This window comes from Pseudomonas koreensis (assembly GCF_025447595.1).
GTDB lineage: Bacteria > Pseudomonadota > Gammaproteobacteria > Pseudomonadales > Pseudomonadaceae > Aquipseudomonas > Aquipseudomonas koreensis_H.
In genome coordinates this window covers 18,861-38,286 of sequence record NZ_JAOEJU010000019.1, presented here as the reverse complement: position 1 = coordinate 38,286, position 19,426 = coordinate 18,861, and the positions used below count along the sequence as shown (strand labels likewise).

At 60.2% G+C, this 19,426-nt stretch carries 18 protein-coding genes; 6 read left to right on the top strand and 12 right to left on the bottom strand.

Going from position 1 to position 19,426, the window contains the following annotated elements:
* Position 1 precedes the first annotated feature (1 nt).
* Positions 2–1,798 (top strand): acyl-CoA dehydrogenase C-terminal domain-containing protein, encoded by a 1,797-nt coding sequence (locus tag N8H71_RS20955; RefSeq protein ID WP_262195517.1) that lies wholly within the window; start codon positions 2–4, stop codon positions 1,796–1,798.
* A 184-nt stretch (positions 1,799–1,982) separates the two neighbouring features.
* On the top strand, positions 1,983–3,761 hold the full coding sequence (locus N8H71_RS20950) for an acyl-CoA dehydrogenase C-terminal domain-containing protein (protein WP_262195515.1): 1,779 nt from the start codon (positions 1,983–1,985) through the stop codon (positions 3,759–3,761).
* Between the two features lie 227 nt (positions 3,762–3,988).
* On the opposite strand, the gene N8H71_RS20945 is transcribed toward N8H71_RS20950, so the two are convergent.
* The gene (locus tag N8H71_RS20945; protein ID WP_169432180.1) at positions 3,989–4,918 is read right to left on the bottom strand and encodes a LysR family transcriptional regulator; all 930 of its coding nucleotides are present in this window, start codon (positions 4,916–4,918) and stop codon (positions 3,989–3,991) included.
* A 168-nt stretch (positions 4,919–5,086) separates the two neighbouring features.
* Here N8H71_RS20945 and N8H71_RS20940 point away from each other — a divergent pair, with 168 nt between their 5' ends.
* The 4 genes from N8H71_RS20940 to N8H71_RS20925 all read left to right on the top strand — a co-directional run bounded on the left by N8H71_RS20940 (position 5,087) and on the right by N8H71_RS20925 (position 7,555).
* On the top strand, positions 5,087–6,370 hold the full coding sequence (locus N8H71_RS20940; protein WP_262195512.1) for an aspartate aminotransferase family protein: 1,284 nt from the start codon (positions 5,087–5,089) through the stop codon (positions 6,368–6,370).
* A gap of 249 nt (positions 6,371–6,619) precedes the next feature.
* On the top strand, positions 6,620–6,976 hold the full coding sequence (locus N8H71_RS20935) for a type II toxin-antitoxin system RelE/ParE family toxin (RefSeq protein ID WP_127800252.1): 357 nt from the start codon (positions 6,620–6,622) through the stop codon (positions 6,974–6,976).
* Positions 6,969–7,289, top strand: a complete 321-nt coding sequence (locus N8H71_RS20930) for a helix-turn-helix domain-containing protein (RefSeq protein WP_262195510.1) — start codon at positions 6,969–6,971, stop codon at positions 7,287–7,289. The genes N8H71_RS20935 and N8H71_RS20930 overlap by 8 nt, the downstream gene beginning before the upstream one ends.
* Positions 7,290–7,396: 107 nt before the next feature.
* Positions 7,397–7,555, top strand: coding sequence for a YqaE/Pmp3 family membrane protein (locus tag N8H71_RS20925; RefSeq protein WP_003228885.1), 159 nt, complete (start codon positions 7,397–7,399; stop codon positions 7,553–7,555).
* Between the two features lie 3 nt (positions 7,556–7,558).
* On the opposite strand, the gene N8H71_RS20920 is transcribed toward N8H71_RS20925, so the two are convergent.
* From N8H71_RS20920 to N8H71_RS20870, 11 genes are all read right to left on the bottom strand, one after another.
* Positions 7,559–9,367 carry a S9 family peptidase gene (locus tag N8H71_RS20920; RefSeq protein ID WP_262195509.1) on the bottom strand — a complete coding sequence of 603 codons (1,809 nt, stop codon included), beginning with the start codon at positions 9,365–9,367 and terminating at the stop codon, positions 7,559–7,561.
* Positions 9,333–10,445, bottom strand: a complete 1,113-nt coding sequence (gene pqqE, locus N8H71_RS20915; RefSeq protein WP_431768319.1) for a pyrroloquinoline quinone biosynthesis protein PqqE — start codon at positions 10,443–10,445, stop codon at positions 9,333–9,335. Before pqqE ends, N8H71_RS20920 begins: the two co-directional genes overlap by 35 nt.
* 31 nt (positions 10,446–10,476) lie before the next feature.
* Positions 10,477–10,752, bottom strand: a complete 276-nt coding sequence (gene pqqD, locus N8H71_RS20910) for a pyrroloquinoline quinone biosynthesis peptide chaperone PqqD (protein ID WP_095195887.1) — start codon at positions 10,750–10,752, stop codon at positions 10,477–10,479.
* The gene (gene pqqC, locus N8H71_RS20905; protein WP_007959877.1) at positions 10,749–11,501 is read right to left on the bottom strand and encodes a pyrroloquinoline-quinone synthase PqqC; all 753 of its coding nucleotides are present in this window, start codon (positions 11,499–11,501) and stop codon (positions 10,749–10,751) included. Before pqqC ends, pqqD begins: the two co-directional genes overlap by 4 nt.
* A 140-nt stretch (positions 11,502–11,641) precedes the next feature.
* The gene (gene pqqB, locus N8H71_RS20900; RefSeq protein ID WP_262195507.1) at positions 11,642–12,553 is read right to left on the bottom strand and encodes a pyrroloquinoline quinone biosynthesis protein PqqB; all 912 of its coding nucleotides are present in this window, start codon (positions 12,551–12,553) and stop codon (positions 11,642–11,644) included.
* A gap of 81 nt (positions 12,554–12,634) precedes the next feature.
* Entirely contained in the window at positions 12,635–12,709 is a 75-nt protein-coding gene (gene pqqA, locus N8H71_RS20895) for a pyrroloquinoline quinone precursor peptide PqqA (protein ID WP_003444522.1), read from the bottom strand.
* Positions 12,710–12,868: 159 nt separating this feature from the next.
* Complete coding sequence (pqqF, locus tag N8H71_RS20890) at positions 12,869–15,295, bottom strand: pyrroloquinoline quinone biosynthesis protein PqqF (RefSeq protein WP_262195505.1); 2,427 nt, start codon at positions 15,293–15,295, stop codon at positions 12,869–12,871.
* Between the two features lie 38 nt (positions 15,296–15,333).
* Positions 15,334–16,128: a carbon-nitrogen hydrolase family protein gene (locus tag N8H71_RS20885; RefSeq protein ID WP_085688488.1), complete on the bottom strand. Its 795-nt coding sequence runs from the start codon at positions 16,126–16,128 to the stop codon at positions 15,334–15,336.
* Between the two features lie 12 nt (positions 16,129–16,140).
* Positions 16,141–17,823 (bottom strand): flavin monoamine oxidase family protein, encoded by a 1,683-nt coding sequence (locus tag N8H71_RS20880; RefSeq protein WP_262195503.1) that lies wholly within the window; start codon positions 17,821–17,823, stop codon positions 16,141–16,143.
* Positions 17,824–17,969: 146 nt separating this feature from the next.
* Positions 17,970–18,431, bottom strand: a complete 462-nt coding sequence (locus N8H71_RS20875; protein ID WP_007959884.1) for an Lrp/AsnC family transcriptional regulator — start codon at positions 18,429–18,431, stop codon at positions 17,970–17,972.
* A gap of 293 nt (positions 18,432–18,724) precedes the next feature.
* The gene (locus N8H71_RS20870; RefSeq protein WP_262195502.1) at positions 18,725–19,300 is read right to left on the bottom strand and encodes a PBECR2 nuclease fold domain-containing protein; all 576 of its coding nucleotides are present in this window, start codon (positions 19,298–19,300) and stop codon (positions 18,725–18,727) included.
* Positions 19,301–19,426 lie beyond the last annotated feature (126 nt).

Here is a 19,426-nt window from a genome sequence, read left to right as displayed (position 1 = left end):
CATGCCCGAGTACAAAGCTCCCCTGCGCGACATGCGCTTTCTGATCGACCACGTCTTTGACTTCCATACTCAGTACGCGGCCCTCGGCGCCCACGACGCCAGCCCGGACATGATCAACGCGATCCTCGACGAAGGCGCGAAGTTCTGTGAGAACGTTCTGGCACCGCTCAATCGCAGCGGTGACGAAGAAGGCTGCCATTTCGACAACGGCGTGGTGACAACGCCTACAGGCTTCAAGCAGGCCTTCGCACAATACGTGGAAGGTGGCTGGCACGGTCTGGCGGCAGATCCGACCTACGGCGGCCAGGGCCTGCCGAGTTCGCTGGGGTTGGTGATCAGCGAAATGGTCGCCTCCAGCAACACCTCCTGGGGCATGTATCCGGGCCTGACCCACGGCGCCATGTCGGCGATCCATGCCCACGGCACCGAGGAACAGAAAAACACCTATCTGCGCAAACTCACGGCGGGCCAGTGGACCGGCACCATGTGCCTGACTGAAGCCCATTGCGGCACTGATCTTGGCATCATCAAGACCCGCGCCGTGCCGCAGGCCGACGGCAGTTATGCAGTGACCGGCAGCAAGATTTTCATCTCCGCCGGCGAGCACGACATGAGCGACAACATCATTCATCTGGTGTTGGCCAAGCTGCCCGACGCACCGGCCGGGACCAAGGGGATTTCGCTGTTCATCGTGCCGAAATTCCTGCCGGATGCAGCCGGTGAGGCAGGGGAGCGCAACGGCGTTTCCTGTGGCTCGATCGAGCACAAGATGGGCATCAAGGCCTCGGCCACCTGCGTGCTGAACTTCGACGACGCCAAAGGCTTCCTGATCGGCGAGCCGAACAAAGGCCTGAACTGCATGTTCACCATGATGAACCACGCGCGCCTCGGCACCGGAATGCAGGGACTGTGTCTGGGCGAAGCGAGTTTTCAGGGCGCAATCAAATACGCCAACGACCGCTTGCAGATGCGCGCCCTGACCGGCGCCAAAGCCCCGGACAAGCCGGCGGATCCGATCATCGTCCACCCGGACGTGCGACGCATGCTGCTAACCATGAAAGCCTTCAACGAAGGCAACCGCGCGCTGACCTATTTCACCGCGCAGATGCTCGATGTCGCGCACCTGAGCCCGGACGCCGAGGCGCGTCAGGAGGCCGAAGACCTGCTGGCGTTCCTGACCCCGATCTGCAAAGCCTTCATGACCGACACCGGCCTGGAGGTGACCAACCACGGCATGCAGATTTTCGGCGGCCACGGATTTATCCGCGAGTGGGGAATGGAACAACTGGTGCGCGATTGCCGGATCGCGCCGATCTACGAAGGCACCAACGGCATTCAGGCGCTGGATCTGCTCGGGCGCAAAGTGCTGGGCAGTCAGGGCAAGCTGCTGCGCAACTTCACCAAAATCGTCCACAAGTTCTGCGCCGCCAACGCTGGGCATGCGCAACTGGGCGGGTTTGTCGCGCAGCTCGATGGCCTCAACCAGCAATGGGGCGAGCTGACCGCGAAGGTCGGCATGGCCGCGATGAAGAATCCGGATGAAGTCGGCGCCGCGTCGGTGGATTACCTGATGTACAGCGGTTACATCGTTCTGGGCTACCTGTGGCTGCGCATGGCGCTGGTCGCTCAGGCGCAGTTGGAGTCGGGCGAGGGTGATGGCGATTTCTGCCAGGGCAAACTGGCGACGTGCGAGTTTTACTTCAAGCGTCTGTTGCCGCGCACCGCGGCGCATCGTTCGGCGATCGAGGCGGGCAGCGATTGCCTGATGAAACTGCCGGCCCAGTTGTTCTCGCTGTAACACGGCCCTGTTAAACAAAAGAGCCCGCTGATTGCGGGCTTCTTTATGGTTGATTGCTGGTGACTAAAAATAACAAATCAGTCACCGCCTGACCCTATGTGTCGCAAAAGTTGTTGGGTTACACTCCAGCTCAACGAAATCACCCTTCCACGAATCACCTGTTTAGATCTTTGCGAGGTTTGCCATGGCTGACTACAAAGCGCCGCTGCGCGATATGCGCTTCGTCCTCAATGAAGTGTTCGAAGTCGCCAAACTCTGGGCCGAACTGCCGGCCCTGGCCGAGACCGTGGACGCGGAAACCGTTGAAGCCATTCTCGAAGAGGCCGGCAAGGTCACCAGCAAAAGCATCGCGCCCCTGAGCCGTGCTGCCGACGAAGAAGGCTGCCACTGGGCCGACGGTGCCGTCACCACGCCGGCCGGTTTCCCACAGGCCTATCAGGCTTATGCCGAGGGCGGCTGGGTCGGTGTAGGTGGTGATCCGGCTTACGGCGGCATGGGCATGCCAAAAGCCGTTTCCGCTCAAGTCGAAGAAATGGTCAACTCCGCCAGCCTGTCCTTCGGTCTGTATCCGATGCTGACCGCCGGCGCGTGCCTGTCGATCAACGCACACGCCAGCGAAGAGCTGAAAGCCGCTTACCTGCCGAATATGTATGCCGGTGTCTGGGCCGGCTCCATGTGCCTGACCGAACCGCATGCTGGCACCGACCTGGGCATCATCCGCACCAAGGCCGAACCTCAGGCCGACGGTTCCTACAAGGTCAGCGGCACCAAGATCTTCATCACCGGCGGTGAGCACGACCTGACCGAAAACATCATCCACCTGGTGCTGGCCAAACTGCCGGACGCACCGGCTGGGCCGAAGGGCATTTCGCTGTTTCTGGTGCCGAAGTTCATGGTCAATGCCGATGGCAGCCTGGGCGCGCGCAACCCGGCGAACTGCGGTTCGATCGAACACAAGATGGGCATCCAGGCATCCGCTACCTGCGTGATGAACTTCGACGAAGCCGTGGGTTACCTGGTCGGCGAGCCGAACAAGGGCCTGGCCGCGATGTTCACCATGATGAACTACGAGCGTCTGGGCGTCGGCATTCAGGGTCTGGCCACCGGCGAGCGCTCGTATCAGAACGCCATCGAATACGCCCGCGACCGCCTGCAAAGCCGTTCGCCGACTGGCGCGCAGAACAAGGACAAGGTCGCAGACCCGATCATCGTCCACCCGGACGTGCGTCGTATGCTGCTGACCATGAAAGCCTCGAACGAAGGCGGCCGTGCGTTCTCCACTTATGTGGCGATGCAGCTCGATACCGCCAAGTTCAGCGAAGACGCCGCCACCCGCAAACGTGCGGAAGATCTGGTTGCGTTGCTGACGCCAGTGGCCAAGGCCTTCCTGACCGATCTGGGTCTGGAAACCACCGTCCACGGCCAGCAGATCTTCGGCGGCCACGGCTACATCCGCGAGTGGGGCCAGGAGCAACTGGTGCGTGACGTGCGTATCACCCAGATCTACGAAGGCACCAACGGCATTCAGGCGCTTGATCTGGTGGGTCGCAAGATCGTCGGCAGCGGCGGCGCGTTCTACAAACTGTTCGCCGACGAGATCCGCCATTTCACCGCGACTGCCAGTGCCGATCTGGGTGAGTTCACCAAGCCGCTGAATGACGCCGTCGACACCCTCGACGAGCTGACTTCGTGGCTGCTGGACCGGGCGAAAACCAACCCGAACGAAATCGGCGCGGCATCGGTCGAGTATCTGCAAGCGTTTGGCTACACCGCTTACGCGTACATGTGGGCGCTGATGGCCAAGGCATCGCTGGGCAAAGAAGCGCAGGACGATTTCTACGCGAGCAAACTCGGCACGGCGCGGTTCTATTTCGCCCGTCTGCTGCCGCGGATTCACTCGCTGAGCGCGTCGGTCAAAGCCGGCAGCGAGTCGCTGTTCCTGCTGGACGCTGCGCAGTTCTGATGATGTAACGTCATGTAAGCGATCTCTTACATGACGTGCTGCTGTTCTCCCATAGGCGTAGATTGGATCCAGAGCTAATCTACTTTCCATGGACGTCGCGCAGGAAGCGCAAAGCAACAACACGGACACGTAGGATTCTGCCAGGGTGGCGGAGTGAAATGGATGTCAGGGAAACAGTCTGCAAAGCCCCGCTTCGGCGGGGTTTTCTTATGCCCGCAGAAAAGTTTTCAGCTCAACGCGTCCAGCGGCGGCGCCCCTTTCAGCGGTTTGTCCTCACGCTGCATCACCTCTTCCAGCAACGTTCGCAGCAAGGCCAATGGCGCCTGCTGGCGCTGGACATCGCGACACACCAGCCCGACCGTCAACGGCACGCGCGGCTCACTCAACGGCTTCCACAGCAGGTCCTGATCGTCGTACTCCTTTTGCGAACGACCGGGCAGCACCGTCGCCAGACGGGTATGCGGCAGGCTGTCGAGAATTCCCACCATATTGTTCAATTCGGCCTGCACTTGCGGACGACGTCCGAGGCTGGCCAGTTGCGCCTGCCAGATCTGACGGATCTGGAATTCTTCCCCCAGCAACAACATCGGCAATTCAGCGGCCTGACTCATCGAGACTTTCTTGAATTCCCGCAGCGGATGATCCGCCGGGATGACCAGCGTCAGTTCATCTTCGTACAGCATCACGCCGTGCAGGCCCGGCTGGCGTGGCGGCAGATAGCTGATGCCGATATCCAAAGAGCCGTTGAGCAGACGCCGCTCGATCTCAAGTCCGGTCAATTCATAAATCTGTACCACCAGATGCGGCTGGGCCTTGCGCACTCGCTCCAGCATTTGCGGCACCAGGCTGGTGTGTACGGTTTGCAATACGCCAATCGCCAGCGTGCGCAGTGCCTGACCCTTGAAGTTGCCCAGCGCCTCACGCGCACGCTGCATGCCGTCGAGCAGTGGCAAAGCGTGGTTGTACAAGGTGTGGGCGGCGAGGGTCGGCAGCAGGCGTTTGCTGCTGCGTTCGAACAGGGTCACGTCGAGGTTCTGTTCCAGGTGGCGGATCTGCTGGGACAGCGCGGGCTGAGAGATCGACAGACGCTCGGCGGCACGCCCGACATGACCTTCTTCGTAGACCGCGACGAAATAACGCAGTTGTTTGAAATCCATAAGTAATTCTTATCGAAAATGCTGGGAAAACGAAATAGCTCGACGCCGTGAACAGGCCTAGTCTAACCGCATTCACAGGCTTGCAGGGCCGGAAAGCGCAATGACCAGCGTTTGTTTTGAAAGTGTTTACATAGGCAGTTCAAAAAACCTCGATCGAGGTTTTTTTCAATGAATCTGTTCAGTTTGCGGCGCCAGACGCCGAGCCTCGATGACCTGGCTTTTGAAACCCGGGAATCGGATGCCGCTGATGGCCTGAATGTCGAACGTCTGATGCCCAGCGTCGAGCGCCCGCAGCAGGTATTCGTTCGCGGCCAAGGCTCCTGGCTATGGGACAGCAATGACCGCGCCTACCTGGACTTTTCCCAGGCCGGAGGCGCCAACAGCCTCGGCCACAGCCCTTCGGCGCTGGTCAAGGCCATCGCCAACCAGGCTCAGGCCCTGATCAATCCCGGTTTCAATCTGCACAACCGCGGCATGCTCAACCTCGCCGAGCGCCTGTGTGCCAGTACTTCCAGCGATCAGGCCTACCTGCTCAACAGTGGCAGTGAAGCCTGTGAAGCAGCAATCAAACTGGCGCGCAAATGGGGTCAACTGCATCGCGGCGGCGCCTCGCGGATTATCGTCGCCAGACAAGGCTGTCACGGACGTAGTCTGGCGACGATTTCGGCGTCGGACAGTTGCAACCTGCACAACCGTTTTGCGCCCCTGCTGCCGGGTTTTGATCTGGTGCCGTTCAACGACCTGCCGGCGCTGCACGCGGCGGTTGATGCGCAGACCGTGGCGATCATGCTCGAACCGATCCAGAGCGATGCCGGGGTGATTCCAGCGACCGAACATTACCTCAAGGGAGTCGAACGCCTCTGCCGTGAGCTGGGGATTCTGCTGATTCTCGACGAGGTTCAGACCGGCATCGGCCGCTGCGGCGCCTTGCTCGCCGAACAGTCCTACGGCGTGTGCGCCGATATCGTCGTACTCGGCAAGGGCCTCGGCGGAGGTGTGCCACTGGCTGCATTGCTGGCGCGAGGCAAGGCGTGCTGTTTCGACTCGGGCGAGCTGGGCGGTACTCATCACGGCAACGCATTGATGACCGCCGCCGGCCTGGTGGTGCTCGACAGCGTGCAGGATCGGGCCTTCCTCGAACAGATTCGCGACAATGGCCAGCATCTACGAGAAGGGCTCGCCCGTCTGGCCCATCGTTATGAGCATGGCGTGTTGCGCGGGCAGGGTCTGTTCTGGGGACTGACCTTGTCGGAAGACTCCGCCGAGGCCGTCGTCAAAGCCGCGCTTCATGAAGGCTTGCTGCTCAACGCCCCACAAGCCAACTGCCTGCGGTTCACCCCGGCGCTCAACGTCAGCAAGGCCAACATCGACGAAATGCTCCTGCGCCTGGCCCGCGCCTTCTCCCGGGTACGCTCCGCGCAACTGCAATGCCGCAAAGGGATTGCCGTCTGAGCTGAAGTTTCCCACCCGAATTCAAGAACCGTCTCGCGGTATAACGCACGCCCCACGCCTGATTCTTTTGGCGTGGGGCGTTTTTTTGTGGCCGGGTTTTGCGAGCGCGGTTTAGTGCTTGAGGGACGGTTGCTTCAGTGTTTCTTTAGCGGCTTTGGCAAGGATTGCCGAAGCCGCAGAACACCCTTGTCGTAAGACAGGCTTTGTAATCTATACCACTGAGTGGTATGTTTTTTGGAAGGGATACCGATGTCGTTCAGGTTGTTCAAGACAAAAGGTTTTGCGATACAGGCCAGCAAAGCTTGGATCACCGACGACGAGCTTCGCGAGGCTTTTGCCGAGATGCTTGATGGGCAAGCAGACAATCTGGGAGGCGGAGTCTGGAAGAAGCGCCTGAACGAAAACCGCCACCGTTCGATAGTTCTGGCCAAGGGCGGGCGTTACTGGATTTATCAGGTGCTGTTCGCCAAAAAGGATCGGAGCAATATCAACTCTGCAGAGTTGAAGGAGCTGCGCAAACTGGCGAAAGCCTATGCACAACTTACCGAAGAGCAGATTCAAGGCTTGTTGGTCATGAAGGCGTTTGTGGAGATAACTCATGAGTAAAAAATTCAGGAGTGACGTATTTGAATCAGTACACGAGTCGGCCAGTGCCCTGCATGCAGTCGGCGCGATCAGCAAGGCAACGATGCGTGAGTTTGATGAGTCGTGCCTTGCAGCGGTTCCAGATGTAATTCCGGCGGAGCAGATCAAGGCGTTGCGTGAGCGCAACAACGTCAGCCAGCCAGTGTTCGCGCGTTATTTGAACACCAGCGCGTCGACCGTCAAACAATGGGAATCAGGGGATAAGCATCCAAGCGGAATGGCTTTGAAGCTGCTCAGCATTGTGCAGAAACACGGTCTGCAAATACTGGCTTGAGTGGTCTTGCGCACTCTGTCTGGCGATAGCACTGAACCCTGACAAACGGCACAGGTCGATTAGCTTGTATGGCTCAGGTGAGCCAACCCCCAATCAGGAGCTGCCCCATGGACTTTATCCGCATCATCATCGCCATTCTGTTGCCGCCACTGGGTGTGTTTCTGCAGGTCGGGTTCGGCGGCGCGTTCTGGCTGAACATTCTGCTGACGTTGTGCGGTTACATCCCGGGGATCGTGCATGCGGTGTACATCATCGCCAAGCGCTGAGTCTCAGTCCGTCAAACCCATCACTCGCCGGTAGAACCGCCATTCCTGCTCCAGCGCGTGGGCCTGATTGGCGGCCCGACGGAAACCGTGACGTTCATCGGCGTAGTAATGCGCTTCGACCTCAATGCCGTTTTGCTCCAGGGCCGCGACCATGTCGCGGGTCTGTTGCGGCACGACCACGGCGTCCAGCTCACCTTGGAAGAAGATCACCGGTACGCGAATGTTGCCGGCGTGCAGCAACGGTGTGCGGGCGGCGTAGCGTTCGGCATCTTGCTCCGGATCGCCGATCAGCCAGTCCAGATAATCGCCTTCAAATTTGTGTGTTGCGCGGCCGAGGGCCACCGGGTCACTGACGCCGTACAGACTGGCGCCAGCGCGGAATACCTGATGGAACGCCAGGGCACAAAGCGTGGTGTATCCACCGGCGCTGCCGCCACGGATAAACGCACGCTCGCCGTCGATCATGTCGCGTTTGGCCAGATAAGCCACCACTGCGCAGGCATCCTCGACATCCACTGCGCCCCAACTCAGATGCAGGGCCTGTCGATACTCCCGGCCATAGCCGCTGCTGCCACGGTAATTGAGGTCGGCGACGGCGAAGCCGCGTTGCGTCCAGTACTGGATGCGCGGATCCAGCATCGGGTAGCACGCCGACGTCGGGCCGCCGTGGATGAACACCACCAGCGGCGGTTTAGCATCGCCATTCGTGGCCGGGTAAAAGAAGCCGTGCGCTTCACCCGTACCGCTGGGGTAGCGCAGGGTTTGCGGGCGGCTGATGCGCTCGGCGGGAAGCGGTGCGACCCCGCCGGCCAGGACGTTCACTTCACGCGATTTGCGATCGATGGCGATCACCGCAGAAGGGCTGATCGGTGAGGCGGCAATGCAGTAAATGAATTGACCATCGACAGCCAGATGACGGAAGCGGCTGTAGTCGCCGGTGAAGTCTTCGCCGTTGAGCGCCAGACGACCGAAACCGCCTTCGCTCCAGCTCGCCAAAAAGTTTTCGCCGATGGGCAGCCAGGTGCAGCCGCCGAGTTGCCAAGGGGCTGGCGCGTGATCGGCTTCGGCGCTAGCTAACGGTTGCAAGTCGTTTGCCGACTCGACCCACGGTTGCCAATAACCGCCACGGTCGGTCAGGCAGCCCAGTCGGCCATTGGCATCGAAACGCGGTTGTTGGATCGACTCTTCAAGGGTTTCGCCGGCCAAACAACGCGGGGCGGAAAATCCATTGGACGATCGCTCGGCGATCATCAGTCGGGTGGAAGTCCACGGCTGATGAGGGCGGCTCCACTCTATCCACGCCAGGCGCTGGCCATCCTGGCTGATGATTGGTGACGCGTAAAAATCCGCGCCTTCAACCAGCATATGGCGGCCGCCATTTGCCAGATCGATAGCTACAAGCCGATGCCGGTCACCGTTCTCTTCAACAGCAAGCACCTGCCCGTTGGCAAAATGCAGATCACCAAACCGGCATTCTCCGGACGTCAATGCCACGGGCTCGCCGTCCAACGTCTGTCGGTACAACTGCTGGTCCGCCTCGTTAACGAAAACCACCCCGTCAGGCGTCAGACAAAACGCCCCGCCACCATATTCGTACACCCGGCTGCGCACGCTGAAACCCGCAGGCGTCAGACATTTCGCTGCGCCATCGCGCCAGTGCCAGATCCGGCAAGCGGCGTCTGTCGGCCGATATTCATTCCAGAACAAACCATGGGCGCCAAGTTGCAGCTCGGCGAAATCCACGCCGGCAGCAACCGCAGCGGTGGCGCTGAAAGGCTCAGCCTTTGGCGATGAGGCGCGAGTTTCGTTCATTGCGAAAGGCCAGTTGTTCAATGGTCTGGGTGGCGTGCTCGGCTTCTTCGCGGGCTTTGAGAATCACGCCGTGATGTTCGGACTTGCTGCACACCGGGTCGGCATTGCTCGCATCGCCGGTGAGCATGAAGGCCTGGCAGCGGCAGCCGCCGAAGTCCTGCTCTTTCTCGTCACAGGAGCGGCACGGCTCGGGCATCCAGTCATAGCCGCGGAAGCGGTTGAAGCCGAACGAGTCGTACCAGATGTGCTGCATGCTGAGGTCGCGCACATTGGGAAATTGTACCGGCAGCTGTCGGGCGCCATGACAGGGCAAGGCGGTGCCGTCCGGTGTGACTGTCAGAAACAGACTGCCCCAGCCGTTCATGCAGGCTTTCGGGCGTTCTTCGTAATAGTCCGGGGTGACGAAAATCAGCTTGCACGGATGCCCTTCGGCTTCCAGTTTGGCGCGGTATTCGTTGGTGATGCGTTCGGCGCGCACCAGTTGCTCTTTGGTCGGCAACAGGCCGACACGATTGAGCTGCGCCCAACCGTAGAACTGGCAGGTGGCGAGTTCGACGAAGTCGGCCTCCAGCGCAATGCACAGTTCAATGATGCGGTCGATCTTGTCGATGTTGTGCCGATGGGTGACGAAGTTCAGCACCATCGGATAGCCGTGGGCTTTCACGGCACGAGCCATTTCCAGTTTTTGCGCAAAGGCTTTTTTCGAGCCGGCGAGCAGGTTGTTCACTTGCTCGTCGCTGGCCTGGAAACTGATCTGGATGTGATCGAGCCCGGCCTTCTTGAAGTCGCTGATCTTCTGCTCGGTCAGGCCGATGCCGGAGGTGATCAGGTTGGTGTAGAAACCCAACTGGCGCGCTTCACGGATCAGCTCGGCAAGGTCCTGGCGCACCAGCGGCTCGCCCCCGGAAAAGCCCAGTTGCGCCGCGCCCATCTCCCGCGCCTCGCGAAATACCTTGATCCACTGCTCGGTGCTCAGCTCTTTGCCCTGCTCGGCGAAATCCAGTGGATTGGAGCAGTACGGGCATTGCAGCGGGCAGCGGTAAGTCAGCTCGGCGAGCAGCCACAGCGGCAGGCCGATTTCCGGTTTGGCCGGGACTTGCGCCGATGACTCAGGCAAGTTCGATCCAGTGCTGCGCACGGGCAACCTCCATGAATTGCTCGATGTCGTCACCGAGCTCGGGCACGCCGGGGAACTGTTTGTCGAGTTCGGCGATGATCGCCGCGACATCCCGTTCACCGTCGATCAGGCCGCCGATCAGTGCGGCACTTTCGTTGAGCTTGATCATGCCTTCCGGGTACAGCAGCACATGGCCTTTCTGGGCCGGTTCGTACTGGAAGCGGTAGCCGGGACGCCAGGTCGGGGTCTTGCTGCGGTCGAAACTCATAAGGCGATTCCTTTATGCCAGACCCGTTGATCGGTGACGCTGTGATACGGCGGGCGGTTCAGTTCGTAGGCCATGCTCATGGCATCGAGCATGCTCCAAAGAATGTCCAGTTTGAACTGGAGAATTTCCAGCATGCGCTCTTGGCCTTCGCGGGTCTTGTAGTGCTCGAGCGTGATTGCCAGACCATGCTCGACATCGCGTCGGGCCTGGCCGAGACGGGTGCGGAAGTATTCGTAGCCGGCCGGGTCGATCCACGGGTAATGCTGCGGCCAGCTGTCGAGCCGCGACTGGTGGATCTGCGGCGCGAACAGCTCGGTCAGCGAACTGCTGGCGGCTTCCTGCCAACTGGCGCGGCGGGCGAAGTTGACGTAGGCATCGACGGCGAAACGCACGCCGGGCAGCACCAGTTCCTGAGAACGCAATTGATCCGGATCGAGGCCGACGGCCTGGCCGAGGCGCAGCCAGGCTTCGATGCCGCCATCCTCACCGGGGGCGCCGTCGTGATCGAGCAGGCGTTGAATCCACTCGCGGCGGATCTCGCGATCCGGGCAGTTGGCGAGGATCGCCGCGTCTTTCAGGGGGATGTTCACCTGATAGTAGAAGCGGTTGGCGACCCAGCCCTGAATCTGCTCGCGGGTGGCCCGGCCTTCATACATCGCCACGTGATACGGGTGATGAATGTGGTAATAGGCGCCCTTGGCGCGCAGGGCCGCTTCGAATTCGGCGGTGGACAGCGGGGTGTCGGTCATTGCGGTTCTCCGGGGAACAACCGTTGAAATCTTCTGTGAATGATCAGGCGCCATCGCCAGCAGGCTGGCTCCCACATGAGAATGCAGTTCCCTGTGGGAGCCAGCCTGCTGGCGATAGACCGCGTAGCGGTCTCAAATGCTTACAGCACAATACTCATGCCGTCATACGCCACTTCAACATTGCGCCGAACCAGTTCCGCACGCTCCGGCGAGTCTTCGTCGAGAATCGGGTTGGTGTTGTTGATGTGGATAAGCACCTTGCGCTGCTCGGGAAGCTGTTCCAGCACTTCGAGCATGCCGCCGGGGCCGTTCTGCGCCAGGTGGCCCATTTCGCGGCCGGTGCGGGTGCCGACGCCACGGCGCTGCATTTCATCGTCGTCCCACATTGTCCCGTCCACCAGCACGCAGTCGCTGCCAGCCATGATTTCCAGCAGCGGCGCATCGACTTTGCCCAGGCCCGGCGCGTAGAACAGTTTACCGCCGGTGCTGAGGTCTTCGACGATCAGGCCGATGTTGTCGCCCGGATGCGGGTCGAAGCGGTGCGGCGAGTAGGGCGGTGCGGCGCTGCGCAACGGCAACGGGGTGAAGCGCAGGTTCGGGCACGCGGCGACGGTGAAATTCTGGTCGAGTTCGATCCGGTTCCAGTCCAGCCCGCCGTTCCAGTGCTTGAGCATGGTGAACAGCGGGAAACCGGAGCTCAGGTCTTCGTGGACCATGTCCGTGCACCAGACCTGATGCGGGCAACCCTCGCGCAGGCTGAGCAGGCCGGTGGTGTGGTCGATCTGGCTGTCCATCAGGATGATCGCGCTGATGCCGGTGTCACGCAGGGCCCGGCCCGGTTGCATCGGGGCGAAGCTCTGAAGCTGCGCGCGGATGTCCGGCGAGGCGTTGCACAGCACCCAGTTCACGCCGTCATCGGAAATAGCGATGGACGATTGGGTACGGGCCTGGGCATTCAGGCTGCCGTCGCGAAAACCGGCGCAATTGACGCAGTTGCAGTTCCACTGCGGAAAACCGCCACCGGCGGCCGAACCCAGAATCTGGACGAACATGAACGCTCCATCATTTCAACGCTGAAAATAAAACGCCCCGGCGAGCCGAGGCGTTGCACTGCAATTCTGACTAGGCAGAACTCAGCGGCTGGCGAAGTACATGGTGACTTCGAAGCCGATACGCAGGTCGGTGTAAGCAGGTTTGGTCCAAGCCATCGGGTGACTCCTTTTTCAGGTGGGTGAGATAGCGCTATCCATAGGTATAGTCCACGGCAGCGCAGGGATGTTCCAAATAGTTAGGTGGCTATGTTACTCAAAATTTCAGGGGGTTGGCCCGTGAATCTTTGAGAAAGCTCCTTGCAGCCCCGGTAATGATCATTTTGCCGCTTGCCAGGGCGCGCCCGGCGCAGGCTCGTTGGACAGGCCGTGCCAGCCGCCTTCGGCGCTGATCAGACGTTGTGCGGCGGCCAGCAATACCGGGCGATCCAGTTGAACGATGGCGCTACGCAGTTGCGGCAGATAATCCGACGAGTGGCCGGCGAGTCGGGCCTGCCACAGGAGTTCGGCAGCTTCTTTGCCGGACAGGGCGCTGTCATCGAACTGATCGGCAAGCGTCTGTCGTTGCTGGGCGAAGCTGGCGTCATCGAGTTGTTCGACAAGGGCTGGCAGGTCATCGAGAAACTGATGAATGTGCTCGAACAGTTGCGCGGCGGTGGCCGAGGGAGATTGCACACCGAACAGCAAGCCGGTCTGGCCGTGGAGCTGGCGCAGGCCGCTGAACACCGCATAGCCGAGTTGTAATTCAACTCGCAGGCGTTGGTAGAAAGGTGTCTGGCACAGTTGCGCAAGCAGGCGCCACGCGGCTTCGTCGGCGATTTCACGGCTGACGGTCGGGCAGAACAGCAACAAGGCGTGTTCGCTGGACGTGCTGCCGATCTGACTCCACCGGAATCCGGCGTGGATCGCCGACGGTGGGGGGATTTGATTGTCCGGGATGCCGGGGATGCGACTCAGGGCCAGGCCCATGGCTGACTGGGTCTGTTGGCTAAGTCCCAAAGCCAGACCATCCCAGCGGGAAGTTGTCCACAGGTGCGCGGCGTCATCGGATTCGTCTACCGATGGCAGGCACTTTTCGGGCAATGCCTTGAGCAGTTGGCGGATCGGTATCAGCGCAGGTTGCGGCTCGCCTTTTGCGGATTCGACGCCCACTTGCGTCAGAGATTTCAGCGCGTGCTCCAGCACAACGGGCAGCGTGTCCTGCAGGCCGGTGATTTTCAGCAGCCACTGATTACCCGTGGCGTTGAAGGACAATTCGACCCCGGCCTGACGCGCGTCGTCAGAAACCTCCCGCAGACTGCGTTGCAGTTTCGCTTGCAGCTCGGCCGTGGCCGCCGCTTCCGTCTGCCAGCGTACATACACTGCACCTTCGTCACCGTTATCCGGTAGCGCCTGGCTGAATTGCATCGGCGAGCGTTCGCGTCGGGTGCGTGAGCGATCCTGAGCGAACGTGCGCAGACCTCGATGGGCGCTGGTCTGGCCGCGAATAAGGCCGGCGTTGGCCAGTGGCTCTGTTGCACGCAGGAACGGATTGGCAGCGGGCAGATGCCAGTGGCTGCTGAAGTTATCCACAGTGCCGATTTTGCCGAGAATCACTTTGAGCGCCGCAACGGTCGTTTCGGAGAGGTCGCTTTCGAGTTGTTCGCTGTCGAGTCGCGCCAGTTGCAACGCACTGCTGACCTGCTGCTGACGCTGAAGCTGTGCCGAGTATTCCGCGCGCAGTGCCGGCCAGTCCTGCTGTGCTGCGAAGAAGCTCAACCAGTCGAGAAGCTGTGCGCGGATGGCGTCGAGTGACCCGGATGCCGCCGTGAATTGAAGATGCAGCAACGCCTGCTCAGCAAATTGATACAGCACACAGGCCTGTAAACCCTCCGCCAGACCCTGCTGCTGCAAATGTGCGAGCAATCCGCCGGTTTTGGCGCTGTTCAACCAGTGACAGAGAAACGCCAACGCTTCGGCCGACGACTCCGGCAAGTCTTCCAACGCAAACAGAAGATTGCCGTGCCGCTCGCCGGCCTGTTGATAACTTGCCTGTGGATTGTCCATCAAGCGAACGGGGGCTGCCTGTGCCGTCTTATCCCCAGACGTCTGCGTGGCGGCAAACTGTTCGGCCAGCGCTCGCAGCGCTTCGACACTTTGCGGCCCCACCAGACTCAGAGTCATCTGTCCGGTGCAGTAAAGCTGCTGATGAAAGTCTTTCAACGCCTGCTGAAAATCCGCTTGTTCCACCGGCAGGCTGTCGCGGTTTCCGGCATGAAAGCCGCGCAACGGATGTGCTGCCGACACCCCCTCAAACAGCGCCTCTTTCTGCTGAGCCGCAGCATCCTGCGACCACGCGACAAACTCGGCGTGCAACACTTCCCGTTCCCGCACCTGGTCGTCCGGATTCATACGCGGGTGGGTGAGCATGTCTGACAGACGCTCCAACCCACCGCTGAAGGACGCTGGCGGCAACTCAAAGAAGAAATCGGTGGTGCGCTCGCGGGTACTGGCGTTCACCTGGCCGCCGTGACCTTGCACGTAGGCCATCAACCCTTGCTGTGCAGGAAAACGCTCGGTGCCGAGGAACAGTAAATGCTCAAGGAAATGCGCCAGTCCCGGCCACGCCAACGGCACGTCATGGCTACCGGCAGCCACCCGCAACGCGGCAGCGCTGCGTTTCAGGCCTGGCACGTGACGCAGGGTCACACGCAAGCCGTTGGCCAGAGTTTCGGTGTGGGGGCGGGGATGAGTCGGCGCAGGCATGGGCACTTCCAGAACAGTGAAGTGCCAATGCTAGCGGATTAGCGCTTGCTGAGCGCGTCGTAAAGTTCGGGGCGGCGGTCGTTGAAGTAGCGGTTGGCGCTACGGGAGTCGACCATCAACTGGCGATCCAGCTCACCGACGATCAAGGCTTCGTCCAGTCCGGCCTGGGCGATACGGCTGCCATCCGGTGCGGCAATGCTGCTTTGCCCGCAGTAATGGATGTCGCCTTCGTGGCCGCAGTAGTTGGCGTAAGCCACGTAGCACTGATTTTCGAACGCGCGGGAGCGCACGGAAACATCGGCAATGAAATCGAAAGGAATCATGTTCGCCGTCGGCACCAGAATCAGCTCGGCGCCTTCAAGAGCCAGGCGCCGGGCGTTTTCCGGGAATTCCAGGTCGTAGCAGATCAGGAAGCCGAGCTTCCAGCCGTTGAGCTCGACGATGGGAAACTCGCCTTCACCGGGGCTGAACATCGAGCGATCCAGATCGCCGAACAGATGCGTCTTGCGGTAATTGCACAGGCGCTCACCGTTCGAATCGATCAACTGCACGGCGTTGTAGATCTGTCCTTCGGCAGTGCGCTCCGGGTAACCGTAGAGAATCGCCAGGCCGGCAGCCTTGGCGATCCGTCCGACTTGCTGCGCCCACTCACCGTTGAAGACCTCGGCCAATGTCGCAACCGCCTCCTTGCCGATGTTGTAGCCGGTCAGGAACATCTCCGGCACCACCAGCAGGTCGGCGCCTTTGGCCTCCATCGCCAGTTGATGCAGACGCTGAAGGTTGGCAGCAGGCTCCAGAGGCAGCGGTGGACATTGGTAAAGGGCTACACGCATCAGGGATTCCTCTTACTCGGGCAGGGCGATCGGGCCGATGTCGTTGAACACATCACCCGGGCCGGGGTTCTCTTTATGTGTGGACCCGCCGAAGTGCTTCATGATTCCCCAGACCGCGTTGAGCGAGGTCTGCACCGCGCCTTCGACCCATGCTGGCGTCCACGACACGTCGTCGCCGGCGATGAAAATCCCGCGCTGTTCCGGCGGCATGTCGTCCTGCATGAAGTGCGCGTACATGCGCTGGTTGTAGCGATAGTGGCCGGGCAGGGCGCCTTTGAATGCACCGAGGAAATGCGGGTCGGCTTCCCACGACACGGTGATCGGATCGCCGATGATCCGCGCGGCGATGTCGACTTTCGGGTAGATCTTCTTCAACGCATCCAGCGCCAGCTTCACGCGTTTTTCCACCGGATGCGGGAGCATCTTCAGCGCATCGCTCATCCACGAGTACGACAGACAGATCACGCCCGGCTTGTCGTCGCCGTTGTCGAACAGATAGGTGCCACGGGTCAGGCGATCGGTGAGGGTCATGCTCATCAGGTCGCGACCGGTTTCCGGATCCTTGTCCTTCCAGAACGGGCGATCGACCATCACGAAGGTCTTCGACGATTGCATGTAGCGAGTGCGGTCCAGGGCCATCCACATTTTTTGCGAGAACAGGCTTTCGTCGCATTCGATCTGGGTGGTCAGCAGCCAGCTCTGGCAGGTGGTCAGTACGGCCGCGTATTCGCGGATGTCGCCGTTGTTGTCGGTGACTGCGAAACGTCCGTCAGGCGCGTGGGCGATTTTCTTCACCCCGGAGCGCGGTGCACCATGGTGCAACGACTTGAGGCTGGTGCCTTGCGGCCAGTGTACGCAGCGTTCCGGCGCATGACGCCAGATGCCTTGCGGCACTTGTTCCACACCGCCGACTACCAGGTGCTGGTGATCGTCGCAGTTGGTCATCACCACGCGGAAGATTTCCAGCATCGAGTTGGGGAAGTCCGAGTCCCAGCCGCCGGTGCCGAAACCGACCTGGCCGAATACTTCACGGTGATGGAACGACAATTTGGCGAAGGCTTTCGACGTGGCGACGAAGTCGTAGAACGTGCGGTCGTCCCACAGCGGCACCAGGGTGTTCCACAACTCCTTGAGGCGTGGCACGTCGCGGTCGCGGATCGCTTGCTGGATATCCGAGAACTGCGAACCTGCCTCCAAAGCATCGGCCCAGGCGTCAGCCACTTCCTGGAACAGTGCAGGAAGGTCCTTCAGACTTTGTGCGTAATGGGTTTTGCCTTCCAGGTCGATCACGGTGCTACCGGAAGCCGGCGTCAGCGGGTTGGGGAAGGGCTTGGTCTCCAGGCCGAGTTTGTCGACGTAGTGATAGAACGCGGTGGAAGACACCGGAAAGCGCATGCCGCCGAGCTCGGCGACGATGCCGTCGGTGCCGTTGAATGCTTGGGAGCGCAAGCGCCCGCCGAGCTTTGAAGCCTCATAAACGACGGGTTTCAAGCCGAGTTTCATCAGCTCATAAGCCGCCACCAGACCGGCGATACCGGCCCCGACGATTGCCACTTCGGCACCGTGGTTGTGCTCGGGAATGCTGCCGAGACCGGCCGGGTGCTCGATCCAGTCGTCGAAGGCGAAAGGAAAGTCCGGGCCGAAAATGGTGACTGGTTTCTTACCGTCTGCAGGATGGCGATTGTTCTTGTTCATGGCTGACCTTGCTGGCGACCCGACGCTGGATGCGCGTCTGAGTATAGGAAAAGATGCCAGCCATTCTAGGGAGCGTAGAACACGTTAATAAGACGCAAAGTGTCGTCGTTTTGAGTGTTAGTGCTGCAATATGACGATGGTGATGATCAAACTGGATGCCCGCGATCGATCTTGCTGCTGAGGATGATCGACGTCGTGGTCTTCTCCACACCGTCTACGCTGCCGATCTGATCCAGCAACTGATCGAGTTGTTCTGGCGAGTCAGTGCGCAGCCACGCTACGTAATCAAATTCACCACTTACTGCACACAACTGCTGCACCTGAGCCATTGCACTCAACCGCCGCAACACCTCTTTGCCGGAGCGTGGCTGCACCTTGATCCCGACGTAAGCCTGCAAGCCGCCATCCACTACTCGCTGACCCAGTCGTACGCCGTAGCCGGTGATGACTTTGGCCTTTTCGAGCCGCGCCAGTCGCGAAGTCACTGTGGTGCGGGCGATCCCCAATTGCCGGGCCAGCATCGCCACGCTTTCGCGGGCGTTGATTTGCAGGGCAGCGATCAGCTGGCGGTCGATTTCGTCAAGCACGGGTGGGCGGATGTCGGGCAAGGGCGGGCTCCAGCGGTACGGATCAATGGGGCTGCATGTTACAGACTCGCCACGCGAGGCGCTTGTGAGCGCTGATTGAGCGGCGGGGATCAGGCAGTCACCGGATCGGGGGATTTTGCTGAAACAAAAGAACAGACAAATGATTTGACTTGCCTGCTGCCTTTATCAAAAATGGCCTCAAGAGCGCGAAATCTGCTGCCTTGCAGGGCTTCAGCAGACGTAGGTACCTCAGCGATGCTGCAACATCGGTGTAAGGTGAGACCTCTTCATCCCATTTCCTGAGGATGCCAATATCAGGATTCAAATATTCGAGGGGAGCCAACAGGCTCCCCTTTTTGTTTGTCCTGAAGAACGTATCTCTTGTAGAGAAGTTCGCCCTTGCGGTGCTTGTTCATCGCTCTAGCCGGGGCATGCATGAAGTTCCACAGGACGTGTCCGTGCCTGACATCCACCACGACGAGCATGTCATTTTTTGCCTCGTAGGCGTTGATGAAAGCCATGCGGTATCCGCCGTTGTCGTACAGGACTCTCCATATTTCAAACGGCCCCGTCAGCGTATCAATCGCATGCTGAACGTAGCGCTCTCGTGAGTCGGCGCGTTTTTCGACGATGTGGGCGAGTTTGTCCCTCATGACCGCAACGTTTCCGATCGGGGTGAGGATGGTGACTGCGAGCAACGCCTCATCGATGAATCCGAAGTGAGCCAGGAGAATTCTTAGGGCTCCTTGCGCATCGTCTGCCCTTTTCACTTCCTCAATTGCGGCTGAGCGAAGCTCCCTGGCCAGCGTACGCAGGTCGGGCAAAGCTAAGTCGATCCATGTTTGTTGGCCACTAGATTCTTTTATCAGCGGCGCAGCATTCACGAGCATTAAAGTAATCCTTGGCGGACAGCGGCGCCCGGAGATTACTCGTTCGGAGAAAAGGCCAACAAGGCCGAAAACCGAGTGAAAACACAGCTTGGGAAATAACCTACAGACCTTGCGGTCGTCTTCCGA

Coding starts and splice junctions, on each gene's coding strand:
- N8H71_RS20955 (WP_262195517.1), top strand. CDS start 2: ATGCCCGAGTACAAAGCTCCCCTGCGCGACATGCGCTTTCTGATCGAC.
- N8H71_RS20950 (WP_262195515.1), top strand. CDS start 1,983: ATGGCTGACTACAAAGCGCCGCTGCGCGATATGCGCTTCGTCCTCAAT.
- N8H71_RS20945 (WP_169432180.1), bottom strand. CDS start 4,918: ATGGATTTCAAACAACTGCGTTATTTCGTCGCGGTCTACGAAGAAGGT.
- N8H71_RS20940 (WP_262195512.1), top strand. CDS start 5,087: ATGAATCTGTTCAGTTTGCGGCGCCAGACGCCGAGCCTCGATGACCTG.
- N8H71_RS20935 (WP_127800252.1), top strand. CDS start 6,620: ATGTCGTTCAGGTTGTTCAAGACAAAAGGTTTTGCGATACAGGCCAGC.
- N8H71_RS20930 (WP_262195510.1), top strand. CDS start 6,969: ATGAGTAAAAAATTCAGGAGTGACGTATTTGAATCAGTACACGAGTCG.
- N8H71_RS20925 (WP_003228885.1), top strand. CDS start 7,397: ATGGACTTTATCCGCATCATCATCGCCATTCTGTTGCCGCCACTGGGT.
- N8H71_RS20920 (WP_262195509.1), bottom strand. CDS start 9,367: ATGAACGAAACTCGCGCCTCATCGCCAAAGGCTGAGCCTTTCAGCGCC.
- pqqD (WP_095195887.1), bottom strand. CDS start 10,752: ATGAGTTTCGACCGCAGCAAGACCCCGACCTGGCGTCCCGGCTACCGC.
- pqqC (WP_007959877.1), bottom strand. CDS start 11,501: ATGACCGACACCCCGCTGTCCACCGCCGAATTCGAAGCGGCCCTGCGC.
- pqqB (WP_262195507.1), bottom strand. CDS start 12,553: ATGTTCGTCCAGATTCTGGGTTCGGCCGCCGGTGGCGGTTTTCCGCAG.
- pqqF (WP_262195505.1), bottom strand. CDS start 15,295: ATGCCTGCGCCGACTCATCCCCGCCCCCACACCGAAACTCTGGCCAAC.
- N8H71_RS20885 (WP_085688488.1), bottom strand. CDS start 16,128: ATGCGTGTAGCCCTTTACCAATGTCCACCGCTGCCTCTGGAGCCTGCT.
- N8H71_RS20880 (WP_262195503.1), bottom strand. CDS start 17,823: ATGAACAAGAACAATCGCCATCCTGCAGACGGTAAGAAACCAGTCACC.
- N8H71_RS20870 (WP_262195502.1), bottom strand. CDS start 19,300: ATGCTCGTGAATGCTGCGCCGCTGATAAAAGAATCTAGTGGCCAACAA.